The sequence below is a fragment of the Chitinophaga skermanii genome (genome assembly GCF_003259335.1).
Lineage (GTDB): Bacteria > Bacteroidota > Bacteroidia > Chitinophagales > Chitinophagaceae > Chitinophaga > Chitinophaga skermanii.
The window spans coordinates 812,072-827,122 of record NZ_QLLL01000002.1; the positions used below are offsets into that span (position 1 = coordinate 812,072).

Consider the following 15,051-nt stretch of genomic DNA (forward strand, 5'->3'; position numbering starts at 1 on the left):
GCTTTTTATAATAGTTGGTTGTTGAATTATTTCTTTACCATTTTTGCGGCTGCTTGTAATGCGGTATAGGCATTCACTACCCCACCACTTTTCGAAAACTGGGCAAAGGGCTTTTTACTCCATATTCCATTTTGCTTGTAATACACTTCCCCGGGGTATTTAACAACAGACTCCACAATGGCTTGCTTTACTTGAACAGCCGATAAAGTTGGATAATAAGAACGAATAAGCGCTGCTACGCCTGCTACTACGGGCGTTGCCATACTTGTTCCATCCATATTCTCGTATACTGAACCAGGCACCGTAGCGTAAATAGCAACACCGGGTGCAAATACATCCACGGTATGTTCGCCGTAATTAGAGAATACTGCTACTAAGCTATCGCCCCATTTTTGGGTGGATGCACCTACTTCAATCCATGCCGCGGCTTCTCCACCATTTGCATAGATATTTGTAGGAAAGTGTTCTACCTCATCAATGTTTTCCGATTCGTTACCGGCAGCATGTACAAGCAATACGTCTTTTTTCATGGCGTATTGTACGGCTTCATCTACGATTGATTTATTAGGGGAAAAGAATTTCCCAAAGCTCATATTAATAATAGAAGCGCCGTTATCTACTGCATACCGAATAGCATTGGCCACATCCTTATCACGTTCGTCACCTTCGGGTATGGCGCGTACCACCATGATCTTTACAAGATCTGCCACACCCTCGGTGCCGATAAGGTTATTACGATCTGCTGCTATGATGCCTGCTACATGGGTACCATGCTTGGCATTAGGTCCCATGGCATCTGCGCTACCGTAAAGCGTTTCTTTTGTATTGGCGTAATCATCTCCTACGACTTCGCGGGAATCATATTCCAAATTCAGCAAATAGGCTGTTTGTGCGTGGTAATGAGCCAATGCGGGGTCAATTTCCGCACGTAAATATGTTGTAATATCAGGCCATTGATCTAAGGCTTGTACTAGCATTGTACGTGCCTGTGATTCTGCCATGTTGTTTGGATCGAATGCGATGAGCGCTGCGCGGCTTGGGTTTTGATCTCCTACTTTTGTAAGCACCGTATCAAACATTTTGCGCATACCGCTAATGCCATTGTACTGTTGCAATGCTTTCTTCCTTTTAGCATTGAATGCTGCACGCAAGGTTTGGTATTGTGCTAAACCAGTTGTATCTACCGGGAGATTTTTAAGATTAGGAAATCGTTTTTGACCTTCGCGGATAAGGCGTGTAAGCTCTGTATTATCGTACAATACATTTCCCTTTTTCGAACCTAAGAAACTCCATCCATGTACATCATCGGCATAACCATTCTTATCATCATCGATGTTGTTTTGTTTCTCCCCTTTATTGCGCCATAATACCGATTTTAAATCAGCATGGGCGGTATCTACCCCGCTATCAATTACGGCTACAATTACCGGCTTACCTTTTTTGCCTTTTAGCAATTCGGCATATGCGCGGTTTGTGCTAATGCCAAATATTGAATCTTTCGATAAATCTTTATGTTGCCAGCCGCTTTGGGCATTGGCTATACCAGTTATTCCCAAGAATGCAGCAACGACACCGATCTTTCTCATAGCTTGTGTTTTTTAACGATCGCTTCCGCGGCTTCTTCCGTGAACTTATTTTCTAGCAACAGTTGTAGATGCTCTTCGTATAAACTAAATGGATTAGTAATCCACATAATTGTATTGTTCTGTACAATGAAGGTGCGTGGAATACCAACTGTACCGGAAGGTTTAATCCAATTCTTCTCAAAATCACTTTCTTCGCGTTTACCGGCATATGCAATGGGATAGCTGATAATGTCTTTGTTGTCAACCAAAAACTGCTTTACTTTTTCAATATCATCTTCCCAAACATCTTGACCAATAAACTCGATACGATCTTTATACTTCGTATACAATTGGTTCATATGCGGCATGGATTTGATACAAGGTTTACACCATGTAGCCCATAATTCGATGATATAAATTTTATTCTTATCGAACTGGGTAACAGGTGTACCACGCACCCACTCTACTTTTGGATAGGTGCTTACTTTTTCATGAACGTCTAAGTAAGTAACCTGTGCTTTCGAAGCGAAAGCACAAGTCAATAAGAAAACCAGTTGAATGAGTTTCTTCATCGTTTAATTTTTTAGTAATGCTTTGATTTGTTTTGCAGGTTCTTCCATGAAGTTGATGTTACGGGAAATAATTTTCCCATCGGCACCAATTAAATAAGCATGTGGCGTACCACCAATAGAAAGGTTATAAGCATTAATAACGGTACCGTTTGTTGCTTCAACTTGTAGCTTATCGGGGTCCATTACATTAATTATATTGTCGCCTTTCATGCCTGTTTCGTCTAATATTTGTTTCCAATCTGCTCTACCTTCCGTATCATAATACACAGAAAGGATTTTCATATTTTCATCTTTACAAGCACGGCTGATCTTATTCATCGCGAAGCTGAATGATTCAAACGGCACGAAATTGCGCATCCAGAATACTAACAATACATTCTGACCTTTTAACGATGCCAACGAAACATCTTTACCATCTACATCTTTTAATGTAAAGTTGGGGGCCATTTTCCCTGGTGATAACCTTTCTGCAGCAGCTAACCTTACTGCTAATTTCTTTCCTTCGATTGAATTGCGAATACGGGGAGAGAATTGAGCAAACTCGCTTTGAATAGGTGCCGGTTCAAACAAAAACCCAGGTACTTTTCTTAACCAAACACTAAATCCAACATAGCTATTAGGATGCGACATAGCGAAGGCCAATTGTACTTCCCTTCTTTTTGCACGCAATGCTTCCATTTCACGTCCAACTTTTTGGGCATTCTCTTTGTCTTCCTCTTCCATGTATACACGGAACATACTGTCGAGCACCCTACCTTTTTCTGCAACCGGGAGGTACGCCTCAGTTAATTGCATGAAATCTACTTGGGATTCCCCTCCTTTTACTTGGGTAGACACTAAGTTGCCTGTACCTTTTGTTTCTAAATGTGTACTTGGATCGATAAAAAATTCTTTATACTGGCCATTGATAGACTTATCCGTTGGAATAAATACAAGTGTACCAAAGGTGGGTTCTACTACCTTACCTTCGAAAGAAAAAGTACCGTTTATAACTGCACAAGAATCTCTAACATCTTTATTATCTACTGTATATCGCAAGCTGATCATACCTTGCTGATCTTGGCCCATTTGGCCTTTCATGGTGAACGTTTTCTGTGCAAAAACAGTGGGCATACCGGAAAGTATAAGCATGAGGGTTCCCACTGAAACATGGTGTAGTTTCATTTTATATTGATTTATATGTTACTAAAGTTTAGAGATTGTTTGGCATACCCGGGTTGGCGTCGGTAATATTACGCGGCAACATGAGGGTGAAGCGATTTGGTTTTAAAGTGTAAGTAACCGTAGTACCATTTGTATTGTACAATGTATGTGTATACGTTTTACCGGCAAATAGTGGATCTACCGACAATCTTCTCATATCGAACCAACGATATCCTTCCATTGCAAATTCACGAATACGTTCTTCGATTACGAAACGAATTAACGCGTTCTGATTATTAGCGATAGCAGAAGGTACTGGAGCATCGGCCAAAGGCATCCTATTTTTCCTTAATTCGAGCAAATCGGCTTGTGCACCAGCCAGGTCATTCAAGCGTGCTTTACATTCGGCGCGTAGCAGGTAGAGATCGGCTAATTGTACACCATAGCGAGCATATTGCATACCGTATTTACGAAGCCTTCCCCCGGCGTTATTGGCATTATCGGGGTTCCTATTGGTATAGAAGCGTAAACGGAAATCTGAAGCACCGTAGAGTGCTTGCGCTTCGGGTGTGAGTACTAATCCCGAAGGCGATAATGGCACATACGGCCCCGCATTATACACCTTCGACACCACCGCTTCGCGGATATCATTCATATTTTGCCCGGGTGATTGCGGCCCGTAGTTATAATCGATCGGCATAAAAGAACCGTTCGTGGCAAAGGTTTCGTTATAGTTGTAAAAAGAAGTTTGTCCATTAGCAGTAACATGCATGATGGCATCGTTCAACAAAGGCAATGCAGCATTGTAATCACCCATAAACACATACACCTTTCCTAATAAACCCTCTACTGCTGGGCGCGACATACGCGTAACGATGAGTGGTTTTGCTTGAATAGTACCTAAAGCATCCTTCAAATCTTCGATAATAAAGTCATACGTTTGTTGTAACGTACCTCTTTGAAAACCTGAACCTGTAATATCAGCAGCTGTAATTATGGGGAAACCAAGATCAGTTTTAGCCGTAGCAGCTGTATATGGTTTACAATAGTAATTTACCATATTGAAATAACTCCATGCCCTTGTTGCTTTCGCTTCAGCTTGGATCGATCTTTTTTGTGCTTCCGTTCCTCCTTGTGCTTGCAATACTTCATTAATAATCTTGTTCCAATTATATAACTGTACATTGTGTACATACAGGGTGTAAGCCTGTTGATCGGGCATTACATATATAGAATCTTTCCATTCAAATAAACCATCTTTCACAGCGCTTCTATTCGAGAAAAATGTTGCCTCTGCGGCTACTTCATCACCCATTATCATGGGCTCGTGCCAACCACCGGTATAATTATAGAAGTAATAACCGGGATCATTCATTAACTTATCATAATCGTCGGTTGTAGTAGCCACTAATTGGCCAAGGGGTACAATTTCCAACCAGCTTTTTTTACATGCAGCTAGGCTGAAAAGAAGTATGCTAGATAAAAGAATTTTCTTCATTGTTCAAAATTACCGGTTGATTAAAAGTTTACGTTTACACCCAATGCATAGCCATGCTTTCCTTGTCCAATTCTTAGATCGGGATCTATTTTACCATTTGCCGTCCATATGAGGAAATTAGAAGCTTGGCAGTAAATACTGAGTGATTGTAGTTTTAAAAATTGTACTGCTGTAGCCGGTAATGTATAAGAAAGTGTTACATCGCGCAGCTTTAAGTAATCGGCTTTTACAACATTCACATCACCCCTAATAAAATAATCTACATCTCTACGCGTATAGGATAGACTTTCGTTGGTAACAAAAGCTGGAATATTGGTGATTTGTTCGTCGCCTGGCTTCTTCCAGCGATCTAAAAAGTATACGGGGTAATTGGCGTTTTGAAAATTTGGTCGCGATGCTAACACGCCTGTATAAAATGTGTTGGTTGGCATTCGCATAACGTTACCGCCGCTAAACACGAAGTTTGTCATTAAGCTCAATCCTTTGTAAGCTACATTACTACTAATGCTACCCGTGTATTTGGGTTGTGTAGTGCCCATGTATATTACATCGTTTATTTTAGCAACGCTACGTTGTTTTGTGATGGTTGATTTATCGTTCACATAAATTTGAGGATCGCCCATATTGTCTAAGCCAGCGTATTGGTATGCAAATAATGGCTTCATGGTGTACCCCGCTAAAATGTTACCACCGAGTCGATAACTGGCTGTATTCAGTATGGGATTCATAGCCGTGAACGACACTAGCTTATTGTTATTGTAGCTAAAGATAAAGGCGGTTGACCATTGTACTTTTTCAGTTTGTATATTCACCGTTCTAAGGCTCAATTCAATACCCCTATTGGTCATTTTACCGATATTACCAGTAGCGCTACTTAAACCAGTAAAAGGATTCACCGGAATAGTACCAATCATATCGGTAGTTGTACGGCTGTACCAGTTTGCGCTACCACCTATTCTTCCTTTTAACAGTAAGAAATCGGCCCCGATATTTAGGTTGGTGGTGTTTTCCCACGTTAGCTTACCATTTGCAGGGGAGTTTAGTGTATAGGCATCCCCGGCAATCATACTTCCTTGTGTAGCGCCACTGGTGGAAGCGGAGATGATTTGCAATTTATCCACCGTAGTTGCAGCACCTAAATAAGGCGAGTTACCGGTTATACCATAGGTTGCACGTAGCCCCAAATCGTTTAGCCATTTAATTGACTTCATAAATTCTTCGCGGCCCAATTGCCACTTGGCACCTACACTCCAAATAGGCTTGTTTTGGGTAGATACATCGTTCCCAAATTGGTTGCTTTGATCACGGCGCCAGCTTGCGTCGACACTATACTTCTGATCAAAAGTATAACTAGCTAAAGCAAAAGAGGATTTAAAACGAGCAGTAGTACTTTGGATAGAAAGTGGGCTTGAAAACAAGTATCCATAACCGGTTACTGTACCTGGTATCCCATTTTGCAAAGCAGCATAATCCAGTACTGCATAGGTGCCCATTTTTTCATTATATCCCAATACTGTTGTGCTGCTCGAATAATTGTATTGTTCATTAGCTTCTAAGCCAAACTGTACAGCCAAATTATCCTTTCCTTGTCGTGGTTTTGCTTCGTAAATAAGTTGATTACGAACCGTCCAGCTGCGCTGTTCGTTATTTGCCGTTGTATAAGCACCACCCGTTGTAGGATAATAATATTTGGGAATATCTGCAGTAGTAGGTGCTACTGTTAAACCCACAATTGATTTGCGAATATCAATCGTTTTATTATCGGAATAGCTTTTAACAGTGCCTGGGCTTTTTTGATATCCATACGATCCAGCAAAGCTTAACCCTTTCCAGATTTTCAAAGAAGCATTTGCTGTGATGTTAATATGCATGAGGTTGGAAGTACCATGTCCATAATTAAATTCATCTAAAGGCACGTAATCCAGGTTGATTTTACTACGAGAAGCATAGTCGTTCCGAATAGAATCGGTATAGCCGGTTAGATAGTTCATGGAAAGGTTATTCCCTTCTGCATCACGAAACAATTGGTAGGGTAAAAAATCGTTGCCGATTGTAATGGCATTTTTGCGGGAGGAAACGGTATTTATGAGTGAAGTATTTAAACTAATTCTTAAACGCTGGCCAATGTTGGCATTTTGCGAGAAATTGAGTTTATATGAATTATTGGTTTCGCCGGGAATGGCGCTAGTTACGCCTGTGTACCCCAGTGAGCCATAGAATGAATACGCATTATTGCCGCCGGAAATAGAAGCAGTATGATTTGTTGTATATGCTCCACGCATCCAAAGATCGCGTATTTGTCCTTCGTTGTTAATAGACGCTAGGCTATCGAGACTTCTTGTTGCTTGATCGTGGGTAATCTTACCTAAATATTCGTCGTATAATATTTGGTCATGCGGTGCAATGGTTCCCCAAATTCTGCTTGCATATGATTGAGAAATGGGATCAAATATTTCTTTGGCAGATTGGATATATTCGGCACTATTCATCATGCGTACGGGACCATAATAAGGTTTACCTGCATAATTTATGAAGCCGCTATAACTTACACTTAACCGTTGGTTTTTATTGCCCGATTTAGTGGTTACCACAATTACACCGTTCGCTGCACGTGCACCCCAAATAGCAGCGGCGGCGGCGTCTTTCAACACAGTAATATCTTCTATATCATCAGGATTAATGGAAGCGAAATCGGTTACAATAACACCATTCACTACGTATAAAGGGTCTGAAGTAAGGTTTACAGAACCAATACCCCGGATAACGCTTTTTTGTGTAGATACGCCATTCCCGTTACGGTTAGTAGAAGTTTGCCCACCTTGGATTTGAATACCTGGCACTAAACCTTCCAAGCGCGTAATAATATCCATGGTGGCTGTTCTTTTCTTTACAACTTCCATATCTGGTTTACCAAAAGCACCCGTGGCCCTTTCTTTTGACAGCACTTGGTAACCTGTATTGTAGTTGCCGATTACTACAGCACTTAATTGCTGCACTTTCACTTTAAGTGCCACTGTATTCAAAGCTACGCCGGGGTTAAAACGCAACTCTTGCGATTCGAAACCAATGGCAGAAAAAACGAGCGTAACCTCTTCGCTTTTACTGGGAATGTTAAAATAGCCCGCCTCGTTTGTTATTGCAATCGCTGTAGTTCCTTTTACATTCACGGTTACACCTGGAATAGCCGCTCCTTTTTCGTCGAGCACGCGGCCGGGTAATAGCACACCGGGAGTCGAAACCGGTGTAACATTTGTGGTGGTGATGGGCTTTTTAGCAATGAAAATATTCTTATTGCTTATTTCCCAAGTAAGTGGTTGGTCGCGAAATATAAGCTCAAGAAAGCTTCTCAGCCCCATATTTTTCACATCTACCGTAATAGGCTTCGCCATTTTTAATACATCCTTGTTACCGGCAATGTGATAACCGGTTTGCTTTTTTACGGATGCAAATACTTGTTCAATAGATAAGTTAGCACCTTTTAAGGTAACTGTTTGCGTGATGCTTTGTGCATTCATTTGCAAGCATAGCAAGAGCATCCATAAAACTAGTGTTGTTCGTTGCCTGAACTGCTTGGTTGGTAGAGAGAAGCCTCGTCGAAATCGGCTTTTACAAATAGCATTTGTTTGCATACATTTGCAATGATTTGGTTGATTAATATGTAGTCTTAGCGGACCTACGTTTATGTCGTAACCGAATTGATACCGGGAATGGTTCGAAGCAGTCCCGGTTTTTTTATGTGGTTACTTGAACAATCTTTATATGTTGGCGATTCAACTGTATGTGTTTATATTTTAAAATACTGTCAATTCTTTCCGCTGTGCATCGAGTTTGAATTTTACCCCTGATTTTTCGAGAAAATGTAATAGTTCTTGCAAGCTTACTTCGCGGCCTAATTCGCCGAAGAATTCAATATTCGGAATACTGTTAGCATATTTTACATCGATATCATACCACCGGCTTACTTGTTTCATAATTTGTTCGAGTGATTGGTTTTCGAAATTGAAAATGCCGTTTTTCCAAGCCATAATTTGGTGGATTTTCTCCTCGCTAACTGTTACTACGTTTAACGAATGGGCTTGTAGGATCGCTTGTTGATTTGGTAATAACAAGGTCGAATTTCCACCTCCTTTCACCCTTACTTTACCCTCTAAAAGGGTTGTTTGAATAGTTGGTTCATCTTTATAGGCATTGATATTGAAATGTGTTCCCAACACTTCCACTTCACCCAAGGTATTGGCATTTACTATAAAAGGCATAGTAGCATTCTTAGCCACTTCGAAGTACACTTCACCTGTAACTTTTACCCTTCGCTCTTTTCCTGCAAAAGCAGTAGGATAGGTAATAGAACTCGCGGCATTTAACCAAGCTTGTGATCCATCAGGCAATTGCACACGAAATTGCCCTCCTCGTGGCGTTGATAAGGTATTGAAGGCGATACTCGAAGCATCTGCTTGTGAATTATATGCTAATTGGCCTCCCTGTTGTTGAATGGTGGTATTGCCTTGTTTTAATTGGCGATTCCCATTACTATCTAATTCTATTGTAGAGCCATCGGCCAAAGTGAGCGTGGCTTTGTTAGTTGCAGGGTGAATACCTGTTGTTACTATTGATGGTGAAGTGCTTGTTCTTTCTTGTAGTAATAGCAGGCTTGGTATCGACAATACGAGAACAATTGCGGCCGCCACTATCCACTTGTATTTCTTCAAGTAAACAACTTTACCTGTTTGTTTCTTATGCTGTTGAATTCTTTCAAATACCCGTTCACGAGCGTTTTCGGCCACAAAACCAGCACGCATACCTTCTTGTAGGTGATGTTGTTCAATCACTTCATCGAATAATTGCTTATGTAAGGGATCAGCCGCCTGCCATTCGGCAAGTTCTTCTAGCTCAGATTCGCTTATTTCTTCATTTAAAAAGCGGTATACTAATTCAGTGATCCTATTTGAAACATCTATCATCCACCTAAAAGTTGTGCGTATATTATATAAACACGAAACATGTACGAGCGTACAAGTCGATTTTAAAAATTATTTTGAAAAATGCGACATAAAGGTCGACACTAGCCCTGTAAACAGCCACAGTTCTTCATCTTTAAAGGTTTTGCGTAAAACTTTCAAAGCTGTTACTTTTTGGTTTTTAACGGCTTGTACAGAAATATTTAACTGTTGGGCGATGTCGGCATTGCTCATTTCCTCTACGAAAAACAACTTGAGAATAGTTTGTTGTTGTTTCGGCATTTTTTCTATTTCTTGGATTATACGGGTGTGGAGGTTGGCGTAGAGGTGAGCTGTTGAGAATTGGTAATCGATCGCTTCGTCACTTAAATAAAGCAGTTCTTGTTGCCGTTCGGAAGCATTTTTATCTTGCCGGATGTGGTTTAGGCAAGCATTGCGTAGCGTAATCCGTAGCCATTGATGGAGTTGCCCAAGGCTTTGGAACTCGTTTTTAGTTTGCCAGAGCTTTATAAATGTTTCTGCTATAATATCTTCTGCCGTGGTACTTTCTACGAAACGCAAAGCAAAGACCATCAAACCCTTATAAAACCGTTGATAAATCACGGAAAAGGCTTGCTCATCTCCTGCTGCAAAAGATTGCAAAAGTGCTGATTCTTCCTGTAAATTATTATGCATTTCTTAGTTCACTGACTCCCGATACTTGGCATTCGGCGTGATGGGGTAAAGATATAAAAATGTTTTATAAAAGTTATTGGGGTAAGATTTGGCAGAAATTTCAACTAAACTATCCGAAGGATTGTTTCCTACTACATTATCAACTTCATTCAATGCATACACTCAACAATCGTTCAGTCCAAGATACCCTACAGCGCTTGCACCAGCTTTTCCGTGAGCAATTTGAAAAGCGTAGCAAAGAGTCATCTACAAATTTAGATGCGTATACGTCGGTGAGTGAAGATGAAGGCAAACTCTTGTACTTTTTGGCTGATTATGCGCAAGCCCAAAATATTGTAGAGTTTGGAGGATCATTTGGGATTTCTACAATTTATTTAGCGGCGGCGGCACAGAATAATGGAGGTATGGTAACTACTACCGAGATGGAGCCTAATAAAGTAGCTGCAGCGCAAGGCAACCTAATGGATGCCGGTTTATTAGAGTATGTTAATATCCTAATGGGCGATGCGTTGAATACGCTCCATTCCGCAAAAAGTCCTATTGACTTCGTTTTCCTCGATGGAGCCAAGGAACTTTATATGCCTGTATTTAATATCCTACGTAAGAAACTCTCCCATCGAGCTGTTATCACGGCCTATAATGCAGATGCTGAATTCTCTGGCTATTTCATGAATGCGAAAGACAATTTCACCGCTGTAAAGCTTATGGAAGGAAGGTTGCTGGTAGCATATTATTATGAATAATTTGAGCCCATTTTCAAACTAGCTCCACAATTTCTTTCTCCATACCATTATGTCGCGTAAATAATTATGATGGGTTGTAAAAACAAAAAACCTGCGCATTGCGCAGGTTTTGTTCCTAATTGCATGCCTACTCTCGAAGCATTCTACTGTGATTTATTGTTTATTCTTCTACGGTATAAACACTTATTAAAAGTAAATCGCTAACAAGCCTCCCGCAACATTACTACGACACACTCCTTGTTAGCGATTCGTACTATCCAACTTACTCGTTTCTCTGCACGGGTTCCAAATTCTTCAGTTCATCTTCTGTAAAAAGCCGGTAATGCACTTTAAATGTTTTGCCTAAAGGCGTTTCCAATGAAAAGCCGCCGGGTCCGAAGCCCTCCAGTACATCCAACGTAAAATGCGAATATTGCCAATACTCGAACAAATCCCTATCCACCCAAAACTCGAAACCACGGATGGTGCCTATGCAAGCATCGTTTGTTCTTGGAAAGAACCCGCCTTTTTCGAAGCATTGGGGCTGTGTACCTTCACAACAACCACCGGCTTGGTAAAACATTAAATCACCGTGCTCCGTCAATAGCTGGTCGATTACCGCTAACGCAGCTTCTGTGGCATCCAATCTTTTTACAGCTATCATTATTATCAATTAATACCTTCTATAAAACTATCCTTTCTTATAAGTAAAAAACCGCAAAATTCCAGGATACCTGCATTATCAATACATCATCTGTGGGTTTGCGGTTAATACGTTTACAACTAGAAAAATCCTAGCTTTTGTTTGCTATAAGAAATGAGCATGTTTTTCGTTTGACGATAATGTCCTAACATCATTTTATGGTTCTCTCTACCAATACCAGATTGTTTATAACCACCAAATGGCGCACCGGCAGGATAAGCATGGTAATTATTTACCCAAACCCTTCCCGCTTGTACAGCACGTGGTACACGGTATAATTCATGGGCATCCCTCGTCCATACACCGGCACCTAAACCATACATGGTATCATTGGCAATTTCAATAGCTTCCTCTACTGTTTTGAAAGTGGTAACGGCTACCACGGGGCCAAATATTTCCTCTTGGAAAATGCGCATCTTGTTATGTCCTTTAAACAAGGTAGGTTGGATATAATACCCTGATTCCAGGTCACCACCAAGATGGTTTTCGTCTCCTCCTATCAATACTTCTGCACCTTCTTCTTTACCCAGTTTCAAGTACGACATGATCTTATCTTTCTGAATTTTGGAAGCTTGCGCCCCCATCATTACAGTTGGATCAAGCGGGTTACCGGTTTTAATTTTCTTCACACGGTCGATCACGCGGGCAATAAACTTATCGTAGATGTCTTCTTGGATCAATAAACGGGAAGGACAAGTACAAATTTCGCCTTGGTTAAGGGCAAAAAGTACGGCCCCTTCAATGGCCTTATCTAAATACTCATCATCCGCATCCATTACAGAATTGAAAAATATGTTTGGTGATTTACCTCCTAATTCTAAGGTAACTGGGATGATATTCTCCGTAGCGTATTGCATTACTAAGCGACCGGTAGCTGTAGAACCTGTAAAGGCAGCCTTTGCCACTTTAGGGTTGGTAACTAGTGGTCGGCCTACTTCGGCACCAAAACCATTGACAATGTTAATTACGCCAGCCGGGATCAAATCTTCAATCAATTCCATCAGCACCATTATCGATACCGGGGTACTTTCAGCAGGCTTCAACACCACCGTGTTCCCGGCTGCCAAAGCAGGTGCTAGTTTCCAAACGGCCATGAGAATCGGGAAGTTCCACGGTATAATTTGCGCTACCACGCCCAGGGGCTCTTGTATAATCAAGGAAACAGTGTCTTGATCCAACTCGGTTGCAGCACCTTCTTCTGCCCTAATTACGCCTGCGAAATAGCGGAAATGGTCGATTGCCAATGGCAAATCGGCATTCAGCGTTTCGCGGATGGCTTTACCATTATCGATTGTTTCTACGGTAGCAAGCTTTTCTAAGTTTTGTTCTAACCTATCTGCTATTTTATTTGATATGATACTTCTTTCTGTGGCGGAAGTATTTTTCCATGTTTTAAAGGCCGCTTCAGCTGCATCTACTGCCAAGTTGATATCATCTTTGTTAGAATGAGCCACTTGGGTGAAAACTTGTCCATCAATTGGAGAAATAACATCAAAATACTTCCCTCCTACCGGCTTCGTCCATTTACCTCCAATGTAATTTTCATACCTATCTTTGAAAGACGGGCGTACAAAACCATCATTTTTGGCTTCTATTTTGTCCCTTTTTTCGGAACCTGTTGCTATTTCTGCCATAATTTTATGTTTTATTTCACATAAAGCTATCGTAAATTAGAATGGTGGAATAGCAGAATAGTGTAGAAAAATAGCAGAATAATCTCATTTAAATTGGTCACATTTGCTTATTGCAATCCAGCTTTTTATATTAGTTCTACGTTAGGATAGGCCTCCAGTTAAAAGCAGCGTAATACAGTACATGATGCAAAAGCAGGAACCACGCAACATTCCACACTCACCAAAACATGATTAACTTTAAATAGGTGGTTATGAAAAGAAAATCTCTCTTAGATCCTTTGAAACTTAGAACGATCAAGGATTTAAATTCATTGGTTGAAAATAAAAAGAGCTATACATATAATAATTGCGAACTGGACATCTATGAAACACATACGTCCGTGGAAAACGTATCGTTAAAGTTCGACAATTTTGCCTTTACGGGTATGATTCGTGGCAAGAAGGAATTAAGGATTGCTAACAAAACAGATAAATTCGAATATCTGCCCGGCGAAAGCCTCATTATGCTACCAGGCGAAGAAATGATTATCGATTTCCCAGAAGCGGATACAAGTCCTTCCCAATGTATCGCCCTTTCCATTGATAATGATTTCATTAAAAGTACGGTCGATTACTTGAATGGCAACTTCCCGAAAATAGACGCCGAATCGCAATGGAAGTTTTCCGGGGAATGTTTCTATTTATTTAATAGCCAATCACTTTCTGCGGCTACGAATAATATTATGCGTATTGCGATTGAAAATAATAGCGCCAAGGATTTTATGACAGACCTTGCGCTAAAAGAGTTGTTGATTCGTATCATGCAAACCCAAGCAAGGCAATACTTCGAAACAAACTTCGCTCATCTCAAAAGTGCCAACCGTTTTGCAGCTATTGTAGATTATATCAAAAACAATATCCGGGAAAAGATTTCCATAGATGGGCTGGCAAAGCTGGCTTATATGAGTAAATCCACCTTCTTCCGTGCCTTTAAGCAGGAATTTGGCATTTCTCCCAATCACTTTATCCTCCAAGAACGAATCGGGCAGGCTAAATCGCTTTTAAAGCACCAATTACCTGTTGCAGAAGCGGCTTACCAAACCGGGTTCTCAGATGCCAATTACTTCATTAAAGCTTTTAAAGAGGTGGAAGGTGTTACACCCAAGAACTTCCAAAAAGAGCTATTAGCAAAAGAGAATTAAGTACTTTGCTTATATATAAAAAAACACCGGCATGATACCGGTGTTTTTTTTATGTTATTACTGTATGTCAGCAAATGCTTTCCACAACTGCTTTTTCATATAGCACTTTCCCTGTTCGCATTACACAATTTGCAAAGGAGTATCGCTGGTTGCGATCTGCCTGTACTTCTGCGGGTGTAAAAACATGTGCATCTATTTTTACATAGTAATGCTGTAACATCGGCAGTATTTGCATGGTGCGTTGCCTCATCGGTACGCGCGTTTGTTGAATGATATAAAGATCCAAGTCGCTCGTAGCTTTTGCTGTACCTTTTGCATACGAGCCAAATACAATGATCTTTTCTGGGTTCAATTCCTCCACTAAACGGGCCACTATTTTTTCGATGTCTATGGTTGATAACAT

Annotated in this window: 12 protein-coding genes; 2 read left to right on the forward strand and 10 right to left on the reverse strand. The window is 40.7% G+C overall.

Annotated elements, in window-relative coordinates:
• Positions 1–26: 26 nt before the first annotated feature.
• The 7 genes from LX64_RS07465 to LX64_RS07495 form a co-directional block, all read right to left on the reverse strand.
• On the reverse strand, positions 27–1,586 hold the full coding sequence (locus LX64_RS07465) for a S8 family peptidase (RefSeq protein ID WP_111596970.1): 1,560 nt from the start codon (positions 1,584–1,586) through the stop codon (positions 27–29).
• The gene (locus LX64_RS07470; RefSeq protein ID WP_111596971.1) at positions 1,583–2,137 is read right to left on the reverse strand and encodes a TlpA disulfide reductase family protein; all 555 of its coding nucleotides are present in this window, start codon (positions 2,135–2,137) and stop codon (positions 1,583–1,585) included. The genes LX64_RS07465 and LX64_RS07470 overlap by 4 nt, the downstream gene beginning before the upstream one ends.
• 3 nt (positions 2,138–2,140) lie before the next feature.
• A complete protein-coding gene (locus LX64_RS07475) occupies positions 2,141–3,301 on the reverse strand; it encodes a TlpA disulfide reductase family protein (protein ID WP_111596972.1) in 1,161 nt (386 codons plus the stop codon).
• A 28-nt stretch (positions 3,302–3,329) separates the two neighbouring features.
• A complete protein-coding gene (locus LX64_RS07480; protein WP_111596973.1) occupies positions 3,330–4,778 on the reverse strand; it encodes a RagB/SusD family nutrient uptake outer membrane protein in 1,449 nt (482 codons plus the stop codon).
• Between the two features lie 20 nt (positions 4,779–4,798).
• Positions 4,799–8,407 (reverse strand): SusC/RagA family TonB-linked outer membrane protein, encoded by a 3,609-nt coding sequence (locus LX64_RS07485; protein WP_111596974.1) that lies wholly within the window; start codon positions 8,405–8,407, stop codon positions 4,799–4,801.
• Positions 8,408–8,569: 162 nt separating this feature from the next.
• Entirely contained in the window at positions 8,570–9,736 is a 1,167-nt protein-coding gene (locus tag LX64_RS07490; RefSeq protein WP_111596975.1) for a FecR family protein, read from the reverse strand.
• Between the two features lie 69 nt (positions 9,737–9,805).
• Entirely contained in the window at positions 9,806–10,408 is a 603-nt protein-coding gene (locus LX64_RS07495; RefSeq protein WP_111596976.1) for an RNA polymerase sigma factor, read from the reverse strand.
• Between the two features lie 152 nt (positions 10,409–10,560).
• Here LX64_RS07495 and LX64_RS07500 point away from each other — a divergent pair, with 152 nt between their 5' ends.
• Entirely contained in the window at positions 10,561–11,151 is a 591-nt protein-coding gene (locus tag LX64_RS07500; RefSeq protein ID WP_158538569.1) for an O-methyltransferase, read from the forward strand.
• A gap of 262 nt (positions 11,152–11,413) precedes the next feature.
• Here LX64_RS07500 and LX64_RS07505 read toward each other — a convergent pair whose 3' ends face one another.
• Positions 11,414–11,794, reverse strand: coding sequence for a DUF779 domain-containing protein (locus LX64_RS07505; RefSeq protein ID WP_111596978.1), 381 nt, complete (start codon positions 11,792–11,794; stop codon positions 11,414–11,416).
• A 119-nt stretch (positions 11,795–11,913) separates the two neighbouring features.
• A complete protein-coding gene (locus tag LX64_RS07510) occupies positions 11,914–13,467 on the reverse strand; it encodes an aldehyde dehydrogenase family protein (RefSeq protein WP_111596979.1) in 1,554 nt (517 codons plus the stop codon).
• A 251-nt stretch (positions 13,468–13,718) separates the two neighbouring features.
• Here LX64_RS07510 and LX64_RS07515 point away from each other — a divergent pair, with 251 nt between their 5' ends.
• Positions 13,719–14,648 carry a helix-turn-helix domain-containing protein gene (locus tag LX64_RS07515; protein ID WP_111596980.1) on the forward strand — a complete coding sequence of 310 codons (930 nt, stop codon included), beginning with the start codon at positions 13,719–13,721 and terminating at the stop codon, positions 14,646–14,648.
• 67 nt (positions 14,649–14,715) lie between these two features.
• Here the strand turns inward: LX64_RS07515 and LX64_RS07520 are convergent, their stop codons facing one another.
• Positions 14,716–15,051 (reverse strand): nucleotidyltransferase domain-containing protein, encoded by a 336-nt coding sequence (locus LX64_RS07520; protein WP_111596981.1) that lies wholly within the window; start codon positions 15,049–15,051, stop codon positions 14,716–14,718.